At 41.4% G+C, this 17,179-nt stretch carries 17 protein-coding genes; 16 read left to right on the forward strand and 1 reads right to left on the reverse strand.

The window, feature by feature from the left end; genetic code table 11:
• Window positions 1–63: 63 nt before the first annotated feature.
• From L7E55_RS05540 to L7E55_RS05610, 15 genes are all read left to right on the forward strand, one after another.
• Window positions 64–1,587, forward strand: coding sequence for a polysaccharide biosynthesis protein (locus L7E55_RS05540; RefSeq protein WP_277443075.1), 1,524 nt, complete (start codon window positions 64–66; stop codon window positions 1,585–1,587).
• 23 nt (window positions 1,588–1,610) lie between these two features.
• The gene (locus L7E55_RS05545; RefSeq protein WP_277443076.1) at window positions 1,611–2,957 is read left to right on the forward strand and encodes a nucleotide sugar dehydrogenase; all 1,347 of its coding nucleotides are present in this window, start codon (window positions 1,611–1,613) and stop codon (window positions 2,955–2,957) included.
• A gap of 305 nt (window positions 2,958–3,262) precedes the next feature.
• Window positions 3,263–4,420 carry a hypothetical protein gene (locus L7E55_RS05550; protein ID WP_277443077.1) on the forward strand — a complete coding sequence of 386 codons (1,158 nt, stop codon included), beginning with the start codon at window positions 3,263–3,265 and terminating at the stop codon, window positions 4,418–4,420.
• A 22-nt stretch (window positions 4,421–4,442) separates the two neighbouring features.
• Entirely contained in the window at window positions 4,443–5,219 is a 777-nt protein-coding gene (locus L7E55_RS05555) for a polysaccharide deacetylase family protein (RefSeq protein WP_277443078.1), read from the forward strand.
• 192 nt (window positions 5,220–5,411) lie between these two features.
• Window positions 5,412–6,518, forward strand: coding sequence for a glycosyltransferase family 4 protein (locus L7E55_RS05560; RefSeq protein ID WP_277443079.1), 1,107 nt, complete (start codon window positions 5,412–5,414; stop codon window positions 6,516–6,518).
• A 42-nt stretch (window positions 6,519–6,560) separates the two neighbouring features.
• A complete protein-coding gene (locus L7E55_RS05565) occupies window positions 6,561–7,217 on the forward strand; it encodes a CatB-related O-acetyltransferase (RefSeq protein WP_277443080.1) in 657 nt (218 codons plus the stop codon).
• A gap of 57 nt (window positions 7,218–7,274) precedes the next feature.
• A complete protein-coding gene (locus L7E55_RS05570) occupies window positions 7,275–8,138 on the forward strand; it encodes a lipid II flippase family protein (RefSeq protein WP_277443081.1) in 864 nt (287 codons plus the stop codon).
• Between the two features lie 106 nt (window positions 8,139–8,244).
• On the forward strand, window positions 8,245–9,642 hold the full coding sequence (locus tag L7E55_RS05575; protein ID WP_277443082.1) for a glycosyltransferase family 4 protein: 1,398 nt from the start codon (window positions 8,245–8,247) through the stop codon (window positions 9,640–9,642).
• On the forward strand, window positions 9,639–10,583 hold the full coding sequence (locus L7E55_RS05580) for an NAD-dependent epimerase/dehydratase family protein (protein WP_277443083.1): 945 nt from the start codon (window positions 9,639–9,641) through the stop codon (window positions 10,581–10,583). The genes L7E55_RS05575 and L7E55_RS05580 overlap by 4 nt, the downstream gene beginning before the upstream one ends.
• A gap of 23 nt (window positions 10,584–10,606) precedes the next feature.
• Window positions 10,607–11,467 carry an FkbM family methyltransferase gene (locus tag L7E55_RS05585; RefSeq protein WP_277443084.1) on the forward strand — a complete coding sequence of 287 codons (861 nt, stop codon included), beginning with the start codon at window positions 10,607–10,609 and terminating at the stop codon, window positions 11,465–11,467.
• Entirely contained in the window at window positions 11,464–12,189 is a 726-nt protein-coding gene (locus L7E55_RS05590; RefSeq protein ID WP_277443085.1) for a class I SAM-dependent methyltransferase, read from the forward strand. Before L7E55_RS05585 ends, L7E55_RS05590 begins: the two co-directional genes overlap by 4 nt.
• 284 nt (window positions 12,190–12,473) lie before the next feature.
• Window positions 12,474–12,887 carry a hypothetical protein gene (locus L7E55_RS05595; protein WP_277443086.1) on the forward strand — a complete coding sequence of 138 codons (414 nt, stop codon included), beginning with the start codon at window positions 12,474–12,476 and terminating at the stop codon, window positions 12,885–12,887.
• 155 nt (window positions 12,888–13,042) lie between these two features.
• On the forward strand, window positions 13,043–13,186 hold the full coding sequence (locus L7E55_RS05600; RefSeq protein WP_277443087.1) for a hypothetical protein: 144 nt from the start codon (window positions 13,043–13,045) through the stop codon (window positions 13,184–13,186).
• Window positions 13,187–13,571: 385 nt separating this feature from the next.
• The gene (locus tag L7E55_RS05605; RefSeq protein WP_277443088.1) at window positions 13,572–14,198 is read left to right on the forward strand and encodes an amidase domain-containing protein; all 627 of its coding nucleotides are present in this window, start codon (window positions 13,572–13,574) and stop codon (window positions 14,196–14,198) included.
• 27 nt (window positions 14,199–14,225) lie between these two features.
• Entirely contained in the window at window positions 14,226–14,801 is a 576-nt protein-coding gene (locus L7E55_RS05610; RefSeq protein ID WP_277443089.1) for a hypothetical protein, read from the forward strand.
• Between the two features lie 332 nt (window positions 14,802–15,133).
• Here L7E55_RS05610 and L7E55_RS05615 read toward each other — a convergent pair whose 3' ends face one another.
• Window positions 15,134–16,132 carry a glycosyltransferase family 2 protein gene (locus L7E55_RS05615; protein WP_277443090.1) on the reverse strand — a complete coding sequence of 333 codons (999 nt, stop codon included), beginning with the start codon at window positions 16,130–16,132 and terminating at the stop codon, window positions 15,134–15,136.
• A gap of 145 nt (window positions 16,133–16,277) precedes the next feature.
• On the opposite strand from L7E55_RS05615, the gene L7E55_RS05620 reads away from it, so the two are divergent.
• A complete protein-coding gene (locus L7E55_RS05620; RefSeq protein ID WP_277443092.1) occupies window positions 16,278–17,153 on the forward strand; it encodes a lipid II flippase Amj family protein in 876 nt (291 codons plus the stop codon).
• Window positions 17,154–17,179 lie beyond the last annotated feature (26 nt).

The following is a 17,179-nucleotide window of genomic DNA, read 5'->3' on the forward strand; positions in this document are numbered from 1 at the left end:
TCTTTCTTTTTAGTTTCAATGATTGCAATAAGAAATATACACAGTATTTCTGACAATTGCTGTATGGTGTATCGCAGTAACCTTTTCAGTCACCTTCCCATATCATGCTTTAGGTGTATTGTTGGCAAAATAGAAGCAGTTTGGCAAAGGCTGAAAAGAGGTAAAAATGTGGCAAAAAAAGCTGAGCCAGTGTTAATCATCGGCGCCGGGGTAGCGGGAGGAGTCGTGGCTGATGTTCTTGGCCAAAGTCTAAACAAGGATTTGAAACCTGTTGGTTTTATTGACGATGATCTCAAAAAACAAAAATTAGTGCTGCATGGTTTACCGGTTTTAGGAACCAGGGATGACATCCTGACGATTGTTCGCGGTTACGATATTAAAAAAATTATTATCGCGATACCTTCAGCTTCAGGCCGGGTTATCTGCCAGATCATTGAAAAATGCCATCAGAGCAAAGCGCATTTAAAAATTCTTCCGGGTTTCTACGATCTGATTACAGGTAAGATAAAAATAAGCAAAATCAGGGATATTGAGGTAAGCGACCTGCTTGGCCGGGAGCCTGTAACTCTGGATGTGGAGCGGATAGCCGGGTATCTGACCAACCAAAGCGTGCTGGTTACCGGCGCCGGGGGTTCTATCGGCTCCGAACTGAGCCGTCAGGTTGCGAAATTTTCACCTGGACAATTAATTTTGTTGGGGCGCGGGGAGAACAGTATCTATGAAATTAATCTTGAGTTGAGGGAAAATTTTCAAGGTTTGCAACTCATCCCTGAAATAGGTGATATTAAAGATCGGGCGCGTATGAGGCGGATATTTGATAGATACAGGCCAAACGTGGTATTTCACGCTGCCGCCCATAAGCATGTTTTATTTATGGAACAGTGTCCGGAAGAAGCGGTGAAAAATAATATTACCGGTACGAGAATCTTGGCTGAATCGGCCTGCCGGGTGGGTACCGGCGCCTTTATCCTGATCTCGTCGGATAAAGCGGTAAATCCTGCGAGCATTATGGGAGCTTCAAAACGCGTGGCGGAAATGGTTATTCAGAGAATGAACGAAAGGGGAAAAACTCGTTTTGCCGCTGTACGTTTCGGCAATGTTTTGGGTAGCCGGGGCAGTGTAATACCGTTGTTTAAGAGGCAAATTGCCCGTGGCGGTCCGGTAACCGTTACCCATCCGGATATGGAGCGTTATTTTATGACTACCGCTGAGGCGGCGCAACTGGTTATCCAGGCGGGTGTTCTAGCTAAAGGCGGAGAGATATTTATTCTGGATATGGGTAATCCGGTGAAGATTCTTGATTTAGCCAAAAAACTGATTAGCCTTTCAGGTTTCGAGCCTGAAAAAGACATACCGATCTGTTTTACCGGCATTAACCCTGGCGAAAAATTAGTTGAGCAGTTAGTAGGCGAGGGCGAGAGAACCATACCCACCGAGCATGAAAGAATCTTCGCCATATCTGAAGGCAAGCAGGACTTCGATCTTTTGGAAGCCTCTCTCAATGTTTTGGAAAGTCCGGGTTTTCCTTACCGGGAACATGAAATAATTCTTTTACTGCAAAAATTAATTCCTGGTTTTAGAAAATAATCACTTGGGATGGTGTCTTCCAAATGGGAAAATACAGAGAACAAGGGGAATACCCGGAGGAAAAATTAAAAGAAAAAATATATAACCGGTCGGCAAAAGTTGCGGTAATCGGCTTGGGCTACGTTGGCCTGCCGCTGGCGGTTGAACAGGCTAGAATTGGATTTTCGGTGATGGGTATAGACAAAGATATAAAAAAGGTGGAACAGATAAACAAAGGAAAGAATTATATTCAGGACGTTCCTGAAGATGTTCTGTTTTCCGTGGTGGAAAATGGGAAATTAAGCGCATATCATCATTTTGACCTGCTTAAAGAAGCCGACATTGTCATTATTTGCGTGCCGACCCCTTTGAAATCGATGAACCAACCGGATCTTTCGTTCGTTATTTCAGCAACCAGGGAAATAGCCGATCAGGTCAAAACAAACCGGCTAATTTGTTTGGAAAGCACCACTTTTCCGGGAACAACCCAGGAAGTGATTCTGCCTATTCTGGAATCAACAGGCCACACTGTTGGCAAGGACTTTTTTTTAGCTTTTTCCCCGGAAAGGGTTGACCCTGGCAACAAGCGTTACACTACCAGGGATATCTCGAAAGTGATCGGAGGAGTCACTCCCTCGTGCCGGGACGTGGCATGCGCTTTTTACAGCCAGAGCCTGAAGCAGGTAGTACCGGTATCCTCCCCTGCGGCCGCGGAAATGACCAAAATATTCGAAAACACCTACCGGTCTGTCAATATTGCTCTGGTTAACGAGTTCATGATCCTCTGTGACCGGATGGGTCTTGATATCTGGGAAGTTGTGGATGCCGCGGCTACCAAGCCCTTTGGCATTCAAACCTTTTATCCCGGTCCCGGGGTGGGAGGGCATTGCATACCTGTCGACCCTGTTTATTTGTCCTGGAAGGCCAAAGATTATAATTTTTATACCCGTTTTATAGACCTTGCCGGAGAAATAAACATGCAAGCGTCAGAGTATGTTGTGCAGAAATTAGCCACCACTCTTAATAAACAAAGAAAATGTTTAAATGGGTCTAAAATATTAGTCCTTGGTGTCGCTTATAAGAAAGATATTGATGACATAAGAGAGTCGCCGGCTTTGAAAATTATCGATTTGTTGCAAAAGAATCAAGCTGAGGTGGTTTATCACGACCCCTATGTACCGGTATTGAAACTCCCCGGTATAAAGGAAAGATATATGCGAAGTTTAAAACTTACGCAAGAAGAATTAGTCAGTGCAGACTGTGTTTTGATCATAACCGACCATTCCATTATTGACTACCAGTGGGTGGTGGAGCACGCAAAACTCGTTCTGGACGCGCGCAATGCAACGAAAAACTTGACAGATGGTAAGGGAAAAATAGTAAAAATATAGTTAAATAAATAGGAGTCAGGAGTCAGAAGTCAGGAGTCAGAATAATTTTTAGGGACCAAGGGTTTAAAAACCCTAAAGGAATGCAAAAAATCCCTACTGACTACTGAATACTGACTACTTGAATAGTAACAAACTCAATTCCGGGAGGTGCGATCATCAAAAGTACAGTTTTATCCTTGATAATAATTGGGATTGTGACAGGCGCTTTTACAAATGATTACATAATAACAGTGCCAATCGCTATTTTATATAGTGCCATAGTTTTATTTGTCGCCGGAATATTTGAGGTTCCGGTGAAGGATAGGATGTTTCTGTTCAGGCTGGCGCTGGGTGCGGTTTTAATCAGGTTTCTTTTCATTCTGGCCACGCATAGTTTTGACACGGCTTTTATCAATTACGTAAATTCTTCAGACGCGCTTTATTATGAGTATATGGGCAGGCAGATCGCAGACGCCTGGCGTGACGGCACGACCTTCGCGGTGCCTACTGGAAATTACGGTTACTTCTACTGGAACGGCCTGATTTATTACCTGGCGGGTTATAAGCCGGACTTGATCCGTATATTAAACAGCATTACATCTGTTTGTATTGGGTTAAATTTATATTTTATTTCATTGAAACTAAGCGGAGCGAAAGCGGCAAGAATAAGTTTCGCGCTTGCCGCTTTTTTCCCTTCGGCTATTCTATGGTCATCCTTGAATTTAAAAGATAGTTTGATTATTTTTCTTATAACATTGATCGTTAGAAAGAATATTGAGTTGATGGAAAAATTTCAGCTTGGAAAGGTCCTTTTTATGTCCCTGCTGCTGATGGCGCTCATCTCGCTGCGGTTTTATATAGGGATATTGCTTGCCATTTGTATAAGCCTTTCCTATATTCTTACCGCCACGAAATTCCACTGGTGGCAGAGAATCGCCTACACCCTGGCTATTTTTTTAATCGCTGGTTTAGCTCTGCAACAAATGGGATACGGCTTTATGGGAAAGGATTATGTGTTCAGTCAGAGCATTGAAACGATTGGAGAGCAACACGAAAAAGGGGCTTATGGTCAGGGTGCTTTCGCCGGTGACGTTAGTTTTGATTCTTACTCTGAAGCACTAAAATATTTGCCTATAGGCATATTTTATTTTCTTTTCGGCCCCCTGCCCTGGCAGTCTGTCGGCCCGATCCGGATCATTACGTTGCCGGAGATGATCTTCTTATACTATTTATATAATTATTTCAGAGTTGGAATAAAAAATCTCTGGCAGACCCAACGGGGCGCTTGCTTGTTTTTGCTGGTTTTAATCATATGTTTCGGTTTGATTTACAGTCTTGGTTCATCCAATATCGGAGGCCTTTACCGTGTTCGCCTGCAAGTAATAATGATTGCTTTTATTGCAATCAGCGAAGGTATGCAAAACAGCTGGGTATTGGCAAGAATATTCGGGCGTCTGACCGGTAAGAAGTATCTTCTAAAATAGACAGGGGCGGGGTGTTTTCCAGATGAGGAAAGGATTAATAATTGCCTATCACAGGGTAAACTCCAGCGGGAAGGACCCTATGGCCGTCTCAGTTGAAAACTTCCAGGCTCAAATGAAATATTTCCACGAGAGAGGATACTCATCATTAACCCTGGCTGACTATTCCAACATGATAAATCAGAATGATTTGCCAAAAAAATCGTTGGTTATTACTTTTGATGACGGTTACCGCGATAATTACCTTTTTGCCTTTCCTACCCTGAAACTCTACGGTTTCCGCGCTACAATTTTTTTGACAGTGGATTTTATAGGCACTAGTGATACCTTCCCCATGGATAAAAATAAATGGGACAAAATTAATGATGAAGATTTGCCGCTAAGCTGGGAACAAGTCCTTGAGATGAAGAAATACGGTGTGGAATTTGGGTCACATACCTGTTCCCACTGGCACCTGGATGAATTGCCGGAAAAAGAATTAATCAAAGAATTAGTTGATTCAAAACGCTGTCTGGAAGAAAACCTTCAATCAACTGTGACGAGTTTTTGTTATCCTTCGGGACGTTTCAATCAGAGAGTTAAAGAAGCCGTCTGTCAGGCGGGTTACCTGGCGGCTGTGGTGACTCCAAGACTTAGACAGGTTGATGAAGATATATACAGTTTAAAAAGAATCGGAATTTATTCCAACGATACCGATTGGCGGTTTCGTTTAAAAACCTCGCCTTATTTTGCCGCTTTCAGAGATTCCGGACTGCTATATCAATTAAAGAATTACATACCACGGGTAATTTTACAACCATAACTAATCAGGAGTCAGAAGTCAGGAGTCAGGAGTCAGAATAATTTTGGGTACAACTCAAGGGTTTAAAAACCCAACAAGTATGCAAGAAATTCCTACTGAACTATGACAACTGATTACTAACTACTAATTAGTCAATTCTGACTACTGACTCCTGATTTCTGAATACCTAAATAAATTTTGGGGTGTACATAGTTGAGAGTATTATTTTTACCGACAGCGTCTTGGAATGACCCGCCCAGCAGGTACAGAATACACCAGTACCTGGATTACCTGAGAGGGCAGGGGATCGTTGCTGATTGTAAAGCTGGAGTATCTGATTATATATATGCCAGGTTCACCCCTTATAAAGGAATTCTTGCCAAAGCTGTCTTTTTCGGGCTTTCGTTACTTTCCCGCATTCTGGCTTGCTTTATAATCTGGCGTTACAACGCTGTATTTATCCAGCGGTTGGTGCTGCCGCACGTCTATCCTCTACCTGAAATGCTAATCTGTTTAGTTGCCGGCCTGCTGGGCAAAAGAATAATCTTTGATTTTGACGACGCAATTTTCGCCACGTCACCGCACCGCAAACGGACTCTGGTGGAAAAATTCACCGACAGCAACAGAGTAGCCAGGATATTAGCCAGGTGCGACGCTGTAATTGCCGGGAACGCATACCTGGCGGACTATGCCAGGATTTATAACAGTAATGTGGCAATTATCCCTACATCTATTGACCTGTCCAGATATCCGGTAAAAAAGGTTGCCGAAAAAAAGCCGGGTGAACCGTATGTAATAGGCTGGATTGGCATGCCCGGATCGTTGCCCTATTTGAATATTTTAAAACCTGTTTTTCAGGAAATTGGCATAAGATATAAGATTCTGATCCGGATTATCGGCGGGCAAAATTACGAGTGTCCAGGGGTTCGGGTAGAGCACATCCCCTGGTCTTTAAAAGATGAAGTCAGCCAGATTCTTACTTTTGACATGGGAGTAATGCCCCTTTTTGAAAGCGAGGAAGCCCGGGGAAAATGCGGGCTGAAGTTGCTTCAATACATGGCTGCGGGAGTTCCCGCGGTGGCTTCACCTGTCAGCGCCAATAATGAGATTATAACCGATGGAATAAACGGTTATCTGGCCGGTTCACCAGAAGAGTGGGCGGAAAAATTACGCGCTTTGATTCATTCAACCCAGCTACGGTTGGAGATGGGGAGGCGTGGTAGAGATACCGTTGAACAACGTTTTTCCATAAGAGCTAATTTACCGAAGTTAATACAGGTAATCACTTCAGAAAATGCTGCATTAATAACTGAATTATAATAGTTTAATGATTTTTAGCGGCTTGGTCGGGAGGTTCGGTTTATGTGGAGGTTTCTCGGAAAATGGCTTTACCGGATATTGCATGATACTTATGAGAAATTTCTTGAGATAGAGAAAAGAAAACAGTTTGACAGGGCTAAGAAGCAGGGCTTGGTAACAGTAGGTAAATATACCTACGGGACCCCGACGATCATAAGTTTCCCCGGTGATATAAACAAGGTATCGATCGGTTCATATTGCTCCATAGCGGACGGTGTAACAATTCTTGTCGGAGGTAATCACCGGGTTGACTGGATAACCACTTTTCCTATCCGGCTTATGTTTGAACTTGTAAAAGAACCGGATGAAGGCGTGGTAGCATCAAAGGGCGACGTGATCATCGGTTCCGATGTTTGGATTGGGAATGGGGCTACGATCTTATCTGGTGTGGAAATTGGATCCGGGGCTGTGATCGGGGCGCGGGCGGTTGTCACAAAATCGGTTCCCCCTTACGCAATTGTAGTGGGGAATCCCGGTAAAGTTGTTAAAAAGAGATTTTCAGAAAGTCAGATCAAGCGGTTGCTGGAAATATGCTGGTGGGAATGGCCTCCCGAAGTTATTGCGGCAAATGTGGGTATGCTTTGCAGTGGCGATGTGGAAAAGTTTTGCAGTCTTTATTGTCCGGACGTTGACAGGGAAAATGGGACACCTCCTGAATAGGGATGTCCTTTTGGACACCCATGAAGGTACAACTCCTTGGGCAGGACGGAGGGAAAAATGGACCGTCTCTTACTGGTAACAGCAATAACGGTATTTATTCACCTGATCATCACGTTAAACTACTCAATACGGTTGGCCGGATTACGAACGAGGCGGTTGCTTACCGCAATTTCTATTTTTAATGTGATCTACCTTTCTGCCAGCGTGTCCAATGTAATTCAGGCTCCCTTAATGACGTCGATTGTAGAGCATTCCATAAAGGCAGGTATAGGGCAGGCGGGAGTGGAGATTCCCGCCGGCCAACTGATCTACCAGGATGCTTATAAAGAGCAACTGGTTTTACTGGAGCATAAGATGCGGCTGGTCATTTTGGCGTCAACTGTGGGATCTATGCTTGGAGCATTCATGATTCCGGCTGTGGTGCGTGTTTTTATCAGGGCGATCCGGATTTTTGAAGAAGTGGGCTCGGTGCCATTGACATTAATCAAGATTTTTTTTTCTTTGCCATGGCGGCGAATCGGCGCAGCTTGGCCGCAATACAGTTCGCTCATACACCTATTTAAACAAAAATTGACAATTTCAAAGAATCTTTTGTTGGCGAATATTATTATGACCGGGTTTTATACTACCGGGGTACTTTCCGCTCTTTACGCCGGCGTCATGTACCCGGATTTTCGTTCTACGGCTACATCGCTTTCAGTAATAATAAATGGAGCAGCCATTTTAATAGGGGCTGTGATGTTGGAACCTACTTTATCGTCCATTACCGACCAGGTGCTATGCGGGGTCAGGAGTGAGACTGATATCAAACAAATGACTATATGCATGGTGTTGACCCGCCTGTTAGGCACACTCTTTGCCCAGGTGATCTTTTTGCCCTGTGCTTACCTTATAAAATATTTTGCGCAACTCCTGGTATAGGAGCCAGTAGTCAGTATTCAGTATTCAGTAGTGAGAATAAGAGAATGGTTTTCTTTACTGAACGGATTAAAAGTTCTGACTACTTATTTTCGGAGGTAAACAGTTATTGAAAATTATCCTTACAGTTCATCAGTTCCTCCCTGAGTTTTTTGCCGGTACGGAAATATTGACCTATGATACGGCAAAAGAATTGCAGAAACGCGGCCATCAGGTCGAATTATGGACCGGTTTTCCCCTTAATATGGAATTATGTAAAAATAAACACTTCGATAATTATCTTTATGATGGTATTTTCGTGCAACGATTTTACCATTATTATAAACAATCAATCTCGCTAAATAAATTGTGGGAGTTTGAATATAACAATAAAATCTTTAGTGAATATTTCAGTGATTTATTAAAAAGTAAACGGCCTGACATCGTCCACGCTTTTCATTTAGGCAACTTGTCTGCTTCTCTTATAACTGAATGTGTGAAACTTAACATTCCCACTGTTTTTACTGCGACAGACTTCTGGGCTGTTTGCCCCAAATGTCAACTGCGCTTAGCAGATAATTCAATATGTGAAGGACCCGGAGCGAACAGCATGAATTGCTTTGCTCATATGTTGAATAGAAGTTATTTAAATCTAATGCCATGTTGGTTGTTTAAATCATTGATATGGTTAGCGAAACAAGGCTGGTGTCCGGAAAAGCGATATTTGCCGTTATTGCGCGCGGTGGTATCGAGAGCAGATTTTCTAAAAAAAACGATAAATCATATAGACAGAATTCTTGTGCCCACTCATTTATTGAAACAGGTTTTGCAAAGACATGGTTTTGAGCTTAATAAAATACGTTACGTGCCTTATGGAATCAATTTAAATAATATTGAAGAACAACGTTTAAAAACTGCCGGTGCAAAGGTTCGTTTGGGTTTTATCGGTACAGTTGCCGAACATAAGGGGGTTCATGTTTTATTAGAGGCAGTTCGTTTACTGCCAAAGGATATTCCAATTGAAATATTTATATATGGAAAACTGGAAGAAGTGCCTGAGTACACAGCGTGCCTAAAAGAGATTGCCGGCGGTGACGGGCGGATACATTTTTGCGGCACTTTTCCAAGTCATGAAATTGGTGTTGTTTTTTCCCAAATAGATTGTTTAGTAGTACCGTCTATTTGGTATGAAAATACGCCGTTAGTTATTTACTCCGCACAAGCGACTAACACACCCGTTATCGCGACAAACCTTGGTGGCATGTCAGAAGTGATTCAGCATGAAAAAAACGGCTTGTTGTTTGAAAAAGGGGATACGGCACAATTAGCTCATTTAATAATGCGTTTATGCCGGGACCGTAATCTTCTTCCAGCTCTTTCGGCAAAGGCGGTGAAACCAAAATCGATTCCCGCTTATGTGAATGAACTGGAAGAATATTACGGTGAAATACTAGCGGAAAAAGCTTTGAGATATGATTCCATGGTAGACGGTGTGAAAATTTATGAGGAGGTGCCATCAGGGATTTGAAAGCGCTTAGATGCACGGTTTTAGGCGCGAACGGTTTCATTGGCGGCTATCTCTGCAAAGAATTAGTTGCATTGACTGATCAAGTTAATGCTTTCGACTGTGTTTTTAATAATAAATTATTGAATGAGTTAGCGGGGAAAATACATCTCTACCCGGGCGATATCTCAAACGATTTCTCTTTGGAAGAGGTTATAAGCAATACCGATATTCTTTTTCATCTTGCTTATACCACCACACCGTCCACATCGGACGCGGACATCATCTATGATATTACCTCGAATTTAATCAGTACCATAAAAATACTAATTATGTGTGTAAAGCATAAAGTAAAGAAAATAATATTTCCTTCCTCCGGCGGCACAGTATATGGAATTCATTCGGCTGATACAGCGATAAAGGAGGATTTTGCCACTCACCCAATCTCTTCTTACGGAGCAACCAAAGTTGCTATTGAAAAATACCTTTATATTTTTGAAAAAAAGTATGGACTTAAATATATAATCCTTCGATTGGCCAATCCGTATGGCCCCAAATTTACCGGCTTCTCGCAAGGGGTTATTCCTGCTTTTATTAGATATATATTGGATGGAAAACCCTTATATGTTTGGGGAAATGGTGAAGTAATCAGAGATTACATATACATTGACGACGTAATTTCCGCCTTTGTTAAGTCAATCAATTATCAAGGGGAAGAACGGTTGTTTAATATTGGTTCCGGTGTTGGACTTAGTATCAATCAATTGATTAATATACTGGAACGCTGTGAGGGGAAAAAGTTAACTGTAAATTACCAAAAGCCAAGGACTTGTGATGTTCCTTCTGTTTATTTGGATATCAGCAAGGCTAAAGAGCATTTGAATTGGTTTCCGGTGGTGGATATTGAAAATGGCATTAGAATGACTTATGAATATATGAAACAGTATTTGCACGTGATTAATTAACTAATCTGAAAGAGGATGTTGTAATGAAAATAATAAAAATAATAATGTGGCGCATTAATTTTATAATAGCCAAGATTAGCGGCAGTTTGAAAAGGTTAGGGTGGATGCAAGTATTTAAAATTATTCTAAATAAACCAATTGTAAAGCCGGTTGCTTTTTCATTAATTATGCAAGATAAAGAGACTAGTATTGGTTTATACAAAAGTGATTTCTTTCCTGATTTATGGATACCATTGCAAAAAAACCCCGGGCTGGATGTAGACCAATATTTATTTAAATATGATTTATACCACAACACATACATAGGTGACTTGATTTCCAGGGGAGACACTGTAATCGATTGTGGAGGGTATATTGGTTTATTTACTTTGTGGTGTCTGAAAAAAGGCGCTAAACGGGTTATTGTGTTCGAACCCGAGAAAAGGAACTATGAGTGTTTAAGACGCAACCTTTCATCCTACATCGATTCCGGCAAAGTGCTCCTTATTGGCAAGGGAGTATGGAGCACGGGTGGCAGTATGGGCTTGAGGCTTACCGAGAGCGGGGTGGGGCATTCTCTGCTGAGTGGAGTTGAAGCAATTGATTCAACTCCCATTGAGGTAGTTGAAATAGATACAGTGATTCAAGACCTTGTACCGAATGAAAGAATTGGTTTTATTAAAATGGACGTCGAGGGGGCCGAACGGGAAGCTCTTATTGGAGCAAAAGGAGCTATTGCCAGGGACAAACCAAAAATGTTTATTTGCTCTTACCACCTGCCTGACGATCCTCAGGTAATAACTAATATCGTGATGGAAACACAACCAGATTATCGGGTGGATTATACCGGATTCGCTTCTAATGACAGGGGATTTATTCAGGAGCAGGGAGTTGTTTTTACATGATCAAAAAAATGATAAAAAAGCAAAAATACAGCCCGTCCTGGTGGGGAGTGTTTTTTAATCCATATTTCATCACCCGCCGCTGTTTATTTCAGGGTATACGCGCATTGACGGCGAAGATTGCAGGGGATGGAGTTAGCCGGTGGCTTGACGTGGGCTGTGGGGAGCGGCCTTATGAATATCTGTTTAATGTGAAAGAGTACATCGGTATTGATGTTGAAGAAAGTGGGCATCATCCTGACGCAAAGTATTGCGACATCTTCTTTGATGGAATGAACATACCGTTTCCATCGGAATCCTTTGACGGGATTGTTTGTACCCAGGTGCTGGAGCACGTTTTGCATAGTAAAGAATTATTGAGAGAAATGACGCGTGCTTTAAAGCCGGGGGGGCATCTCCTTCTGACCGCTCCTTTTGTATGGGAAGAACACGAACAGCCATATGATTTTACCCGCTTTACCAGATTCGGTATGATGGATATGATCACCCGTTCCGGATTTGAAGTTGTTGAGCAAAACCAAACGGCCGGGTATTTTGGGGCTTTAGCCCAAATGGCTTCATCTTACTTGTATAGTGCGGCCGCCAGGCGCAGTAATTTATGGAATATGATTGTGACTGCTTTTTTGTGCGCTCCTGTGCAAATCTTGGGGCTGCTTTTGCAAAAGTTATTGCCGAGGAATAACAATTTGTACCTGGACCATATTATACTGGCTAGGAAGATATAGTGGAAGGAAAAGGTCTCATTGAAAATGGTGGAGATTCCTTTACCATATCGTTTTTTTTTCTTATGAAACATGCGGGGTTTCCCGGTGGAGCAAAAGGAGCCGCCGCTGGGTTCTCCGGTTATCTCAGAAAGGTTTTCTCGGAAAAGTTGCTGACTTTATCAAGGAACGTGTTTTTAAAATTCGCCCGACCCTGTATCGGGTTAAGATAAATAACGCCCCAAGTCCCCGGCATCCCAATAGTTATTCATATAATCGCCAATACCTTTGTCGGCGGCTCCACCCAGTTGATTACCGATTTAATTGAACACATTGGGCACAAGTATAATATGGAAGTAGTCACAGAGGCTCTTCCAATGGATGGATTTCATAAAGGGATGGTTTTTCATGACTTTTCCCATTTGAGGACAAGCGAGGAAATGGCCGGATTTTTGAAAAAGGCCATAATGAAACAGTCGAAAATAGCCATAACCATCAATTGCTGGGCTACATACTTGTATAGCACAGACAGACTAAGAATCTGTCCTCCTTTTGCCCCAAGACCAGCATTTAACCCTATCCCCTGCGAGGCTGAAAGCGGGGTATTGCCTTTTGGCAAGCAAGTAATTTTACCCCTATGGGGCTTAATCAAGCCACCGGCTAAGCCAGTGGTCATGACTAGAGGGGGAATTGATTTATTGAGTCAGAAAGATTGCTGTTGAGCGAAATCGCGATTTAGTTGATTTTTGTAAAGGTACTGGTTTTAGGAGGTGCGAGTTCAAGGTTGTAAGGCCATCTGATGTATACGAGAAAAATAATAAATTAATGGTACATGTTGAACGTGGCAAAGGCGGTCGGCCACATGAGGTAACTGTGTGTGAAAACATATCGTGACCGGCATCCGGATGAGAAGATTTTTGAGCGTATACCGGTTCGTGCTGATATACATAGTTATCGACGTAAGTATGCGAAGGAGCGGTATCGTGAGTTGACAGGTCGGGAGTATGAGAAAATTTTCTAAAGAATATAAGTTGCGGGAATTTTACCTTAATAGTTAAAGAGAATAAAATAGTTGAATATGATTTTTTGATTAAAAAAAGGAAATAAAGAAATAGAATATTTTAAGCTGACCGAGGGACGGAAGCTAAGAACCGATGTTTATTTGGTTTTTACTTCTGTTTTTTTAATTTAAATCTAGGTGTTGGCCCTATACCAGCATAGCTTGAATCAGATGCAAAGTCGTTTCCAGTTATTAACTATACTAGCAGTGTATTTAATTTCAAGTTCCGGAAGCATGTTACGCCAACATAAACTATAAGTAAAACTGTATCACTATTAACTTATGAAGTTTGTTTTACAAGTTATCGGTTCATTATTTAAATTAATTATACGAGGAGGAAAAAGCGTTGATAAAAAAAACTATAATTAGTATAAATATTATTCTTAGTATTTTAAGCATGTTTGTATCGTTACCTGCTATGGCTTATAATAGAACTAATGCTATTAATTATGCTGAAAGTTATGCAGTAAATCCAAATTCAAATTACCGTTACTATGGTTCAAGTGGCGATTGCACGAATTTTACATCCCAATGCTTATATGCAGGTGGCGAAAGCATGGTAACAGGAACCCAAGATTCTTATTACGTATGGTGGTATAATAACTTTTCAACTCCTTGGACATGGGATGATGTCTGTGCATATAACTGGTCACTTGCCTCACGTTCCTATGATTGGCAAACTCAAAATTCGAGTCCTACACGTGGCCAGTTAAAGGGGACATATCCTGGAACAACCTCGGTTCCCTATCCGTCTGGTGTTTCTGCTGGAGATTTATTCTATTATGATTGGTATGGTTATGGTGAAATTGATCATTCTTCAATATATGTTTGTAATGGTACAGATCCTGATAGCGGGTATTCTGGAGCGCTCATTGACCAGCATAGTAATAATGTAGCACATGAAATATGGTCTTTATCCTATAGAAATACAGATAGAAACACTACAACAATTTATTGCGTTCATATGTATTAATTAATATTAAACTAGGAGGATAGAATAATGATGAAAAATAAATTATTTATTTGTACACTAAGTGTTGTTATAACTTGTTTGTTATTAATAGGTTCTCAAAAGGCATATAGTGCAATAAATGAAAAAAATATTAATGATTTAATAAGTAAGTACGAAACATGGACAGTGAGAATGTTAATACCAGATAATGATAATTTAGGGAAGACAACTAAGACACCTGATTCTGTCAAGAGTGCAATAAGACAAAGGGAACAAAAAAATGTTGATGAACTCTTCTCCACTGAGAAGTCTAATGTAATGAAAGATAAGGTTGATAGCGCTCTTAATAGTAGGGAAGTACTTGATGACGTTGATGGTGGAGTTGTAAACATAGTTATTAAACAATGTAATATTAAAGATGACACGGCTCTAGTAGAAGCCCAAGTTACTAAGTATATTACAGATATTGTGAATAAAGATGGTAAGTCTTATAAAAACAGGGTTCAATCCACTGATATGAAAAAATACAATTGTATTAGAGAAAATGGTAAATGGGTTATAGACAATGTTGGCGGACAAAAAGACTTTGATTCAGTTAAGGTTGATTTGCAACCAATCGAGTAAAACATGTCACTATGAAGTAGTAAATTTAAAATTATTAAATATAGTTGAAAAAGTTTTAATTAATTTGCTTCAGGTAAATCCTGAAGTTTTTATTTTGGGTAGGATTACCATAGGTGTAACCCGCAGGAAGTTATTAACTGAAGACTGCCCTATAATTAACACATCAATAAGGTGATGATGGCTTTCCAGTGGAGGATAGACAGATTAAGTTCAAATATCCAAGATGATGGCTAAAGGCATGCCCCAATATAAAATTAAGTTCACCGAGCTACTCATACTTCATCTTTCCCCAGAAGGACTCCATTGGAGCATTATCCCAACAACCTCAGTAGTTACAAAAATATTTTGATTTTTGAGGTGTGCTTTCTAAAGTAATCAAATAATGTAAGGAACGGGCCTGCAATTGACTTTATATATGATACCGGTACTGTTATTTTCTTTTGAATATGGCTGCGCTTTTTGATTGTGCGGGGGAGAATTTTTATAATATTGTAGTACAATTTTATAATCGTTTTAATATCCCTGGTTTTAATAAAATATAAAAAAGTGGAGTATGTGTGTAGTAACAAAAAAGTAGTGATAATGTGCCCGAGTAATTTCACCGGCATGTTTTTCAGGTGAACGCAAATAATATTTCTTTGCATCCAAATGAAACGTTTTGCCGGAATCTGGCTGGAGGTTGCCTGGATCATGTGGTAAACGATTGCTGTAGGTACGTATAAGCATTTATAACCCATTAGTTGAGCGCGCACACCTATATCTATGTCTTCATAATAGGCAAAAAAATCCTCATCAAAAAACCCTACCTTTTCAAACATTTCCTTACGATAAATCGCTGCTCCGGCACAAGCGGAAAATAAATATCTGGGCTGGTCATATTGCCCGGTATCAAGCTCATCTCTTCCGACAGTATGTCCGTAGTAACAAAGCATGTCGCCGGCGTTGTCGATTAGATTCCTATTGAAATAATTCATCATTTTCGAGGCGCAAAAACCAACGTCAGTGTTTTCATTAAGCGCTTTAACAAGCTCACCCAGCCATGCCGGGTCGGCTTCTGTATCGTTATTCAGCAAAGCGACATATTTGCCCCGGGCAGATTTAATCCCACAGTTGACGGCCACGCAAAATCCTTTATTGGTCTGTAACTTATAAATCCTGACTTCCGGGTAGAAAGATTCGACGAACCTGTCGGAGCCATCGGATGACCCGTTGTCTACCACTATTACTTCGAAGTCCCGGTATGTTTGGCGCTTTAGGGATGATAGACAGATTTCCAGCAGGTCACGGCCATTCCAGTTTGGTATTATGACAGATGTTTCTGGTGTCGACATAATTCACAACCTTTCATGGGATCAGACTTCTAATTATTCACATAGTAATAATGAAGGGCGATTTTATTGATATTGATAGCGGTCTGTTGAGTGTCAATTTAGGGTTTTGCTAATATATTAAGAATATATTTAGTCGGGGGTAAGTATGGAGCGGTTTTTGATTGTCATTACTCTGACAGTGATTATCCATCTGATAAGCACTTTAGCCTATTCAGTCCGGTTGGCCGGGGTGCGTACGCAGCGGCTGCTTACTGCATTTTCTCTGTATAACATAATTTACCTTGCGGCAAGTTTTTCCAATAACATACAGACCCCTTTGTTAACTTCCATTGTAGAACACGGAATTAACGCGGGTGCGATGCAGGCTGGTTTAAATGTACCTGTCGAGCAAGTGGTTTCCCATGCGGCGTATCAGGGTCAATTGACCTTGCTCGCGGAGCAAATTCGTCTGGTTATTGCGGCAGCCACTTTGGGCACTTTGGGAGGAGCATTCTTAGTTCCGCCTTTCGTAAGCATTTTTGTAAAAGCAATCCGGCTTTTTGAAGAAACGGGCTCGACGCTTCGTACGTTTATTAACCTTGCTATTTCCTGTCTGCCTTGGCGCTTACGTCCGAAAAGACTGCATTTTGGGGCTTATTGCACTTTATTAAAACAGATAATCAGGCAGAAGATAAAAATACCTAAAAATTTCTTGTTGGCGAATGTTATTGTTACCGGGTTTTATACGACTGGTGTACTCTCAGCCCTTTATGCCGGTGCTATGTTTCCTGATTTCCGGACAACGGCCACTACGCTTTCAATGGTTGTCAACGGCTTTGCCACCATCCTGGGAACAATGGTGGTGGAACCGACAGCGTCATCCATCACTGATGAGGCGCTACGCGGGGACAGGGATGAAGCGGACGTTAAACAAATGGCCTTCTACATGGCATTAACACGCCTAGCCGGAACCGTTTTGGCCCAGGCGCTTTTTTTGCCGGGCGCGTATTTTATTAAGTTTATCGCACAACTACTGGCATAAAAAGTTATCCGGCACTACTTAAGGGT

Source organism: Pelotomaculum isophthalicicum JI, from assembly GCF_029478095.1.
In the GTDB taxonomy this organism is placed as follows: Bacteria; Bacillota; Desulfotomaculia; order Desulfotomaculales; family Pelotomaculaceae; genus Pelotomaculum_D; species Pelotomaculum_D isophthalicicum.

What these genes read in the sequence shown, in the direction of transcription:
- L7E55_RS05540 (WP_277443075.1), top strand. Translation starts at nt 64, where the DNA reads ATGGTGTATCGCAGTAACCTTTTCAGTCACCTTCCCATATCATGCTTT.
- L7E55_RS05545 (WP_277443076.1), top strand. Translation starts at nt 1,611, where the DNA reads ATGGGAAAATACAGAGAACAAGGGGAATACCCGGAGGAAAAATTAAAA.
- L7E55_RS05550 (WP_277443077.1), top strand. Translation starts at nt 3,263, where the DNA reads ATGTTTCTGTTCAGGCTGGCGCTGGGTGCGGTTTTAATCAGGTTTCTT.
- L7E55_RS05555 (WP_277443078.1), top strand. Translation starts at nt 4,443, where the DNA reads ATGAGGAAAGGATTAATAATTGCCTATCACAGGGTAAACTCCAGCGGG.
- L7E55_RS05565 (WP_277443080.1), top strand. Translation starts at nt 6,561, where the DNA reads ATGTGGAGGTTTCTCGGAAAATGGCTTTACCGGATATTGCATGATACT.
- L7E55_RS05570 (WP_277443081.1), top strand. Translation starts at nt 7,275, where the DNA reads ATGGACCGTCTCTTACTGGTAACAGCAATAACGGTATTTATTCACCTG.
- L7E55_RS05585 (WP_277443084.1), top strand. Translation starts at nt 10,607, where the DNA reads ATGAAAATAATAAAAATAATAATGTGGCGCATTAATTTTATAATAGCC.
- L7E55_RS05590 (WP_277443085.1), top strand. Translation starts at nt 11,464, where the DNA reads ATGATCAAAAAAATGATAAAAAAGCAAAAATACAGCCCGTCCTGGTGG.
- L7E55_RS05610 (WP_277443089.1), top strand. Translation starts at nt 14,226, where the DNA reads ATGATGAAAAATAAATTATTTATTTGTACACTAAGTGTTGTTATAACT.
- L7E55_RS05615 (WP_277443090.1), bottom strand. Translation starts at nt 16,132, where the DNA reads ATGTCGACACCAGAAACATCTGTCATAATACCAAACTGGAATGGCCGT.
- L7E55_RS05620 (WP_277443092.1), top strand. Translation starts at nt 16,278, where the DNA reads ATGGAGCGGTTTTTGATTGTCATTACTCTGACAGTGATTATCCATCTG.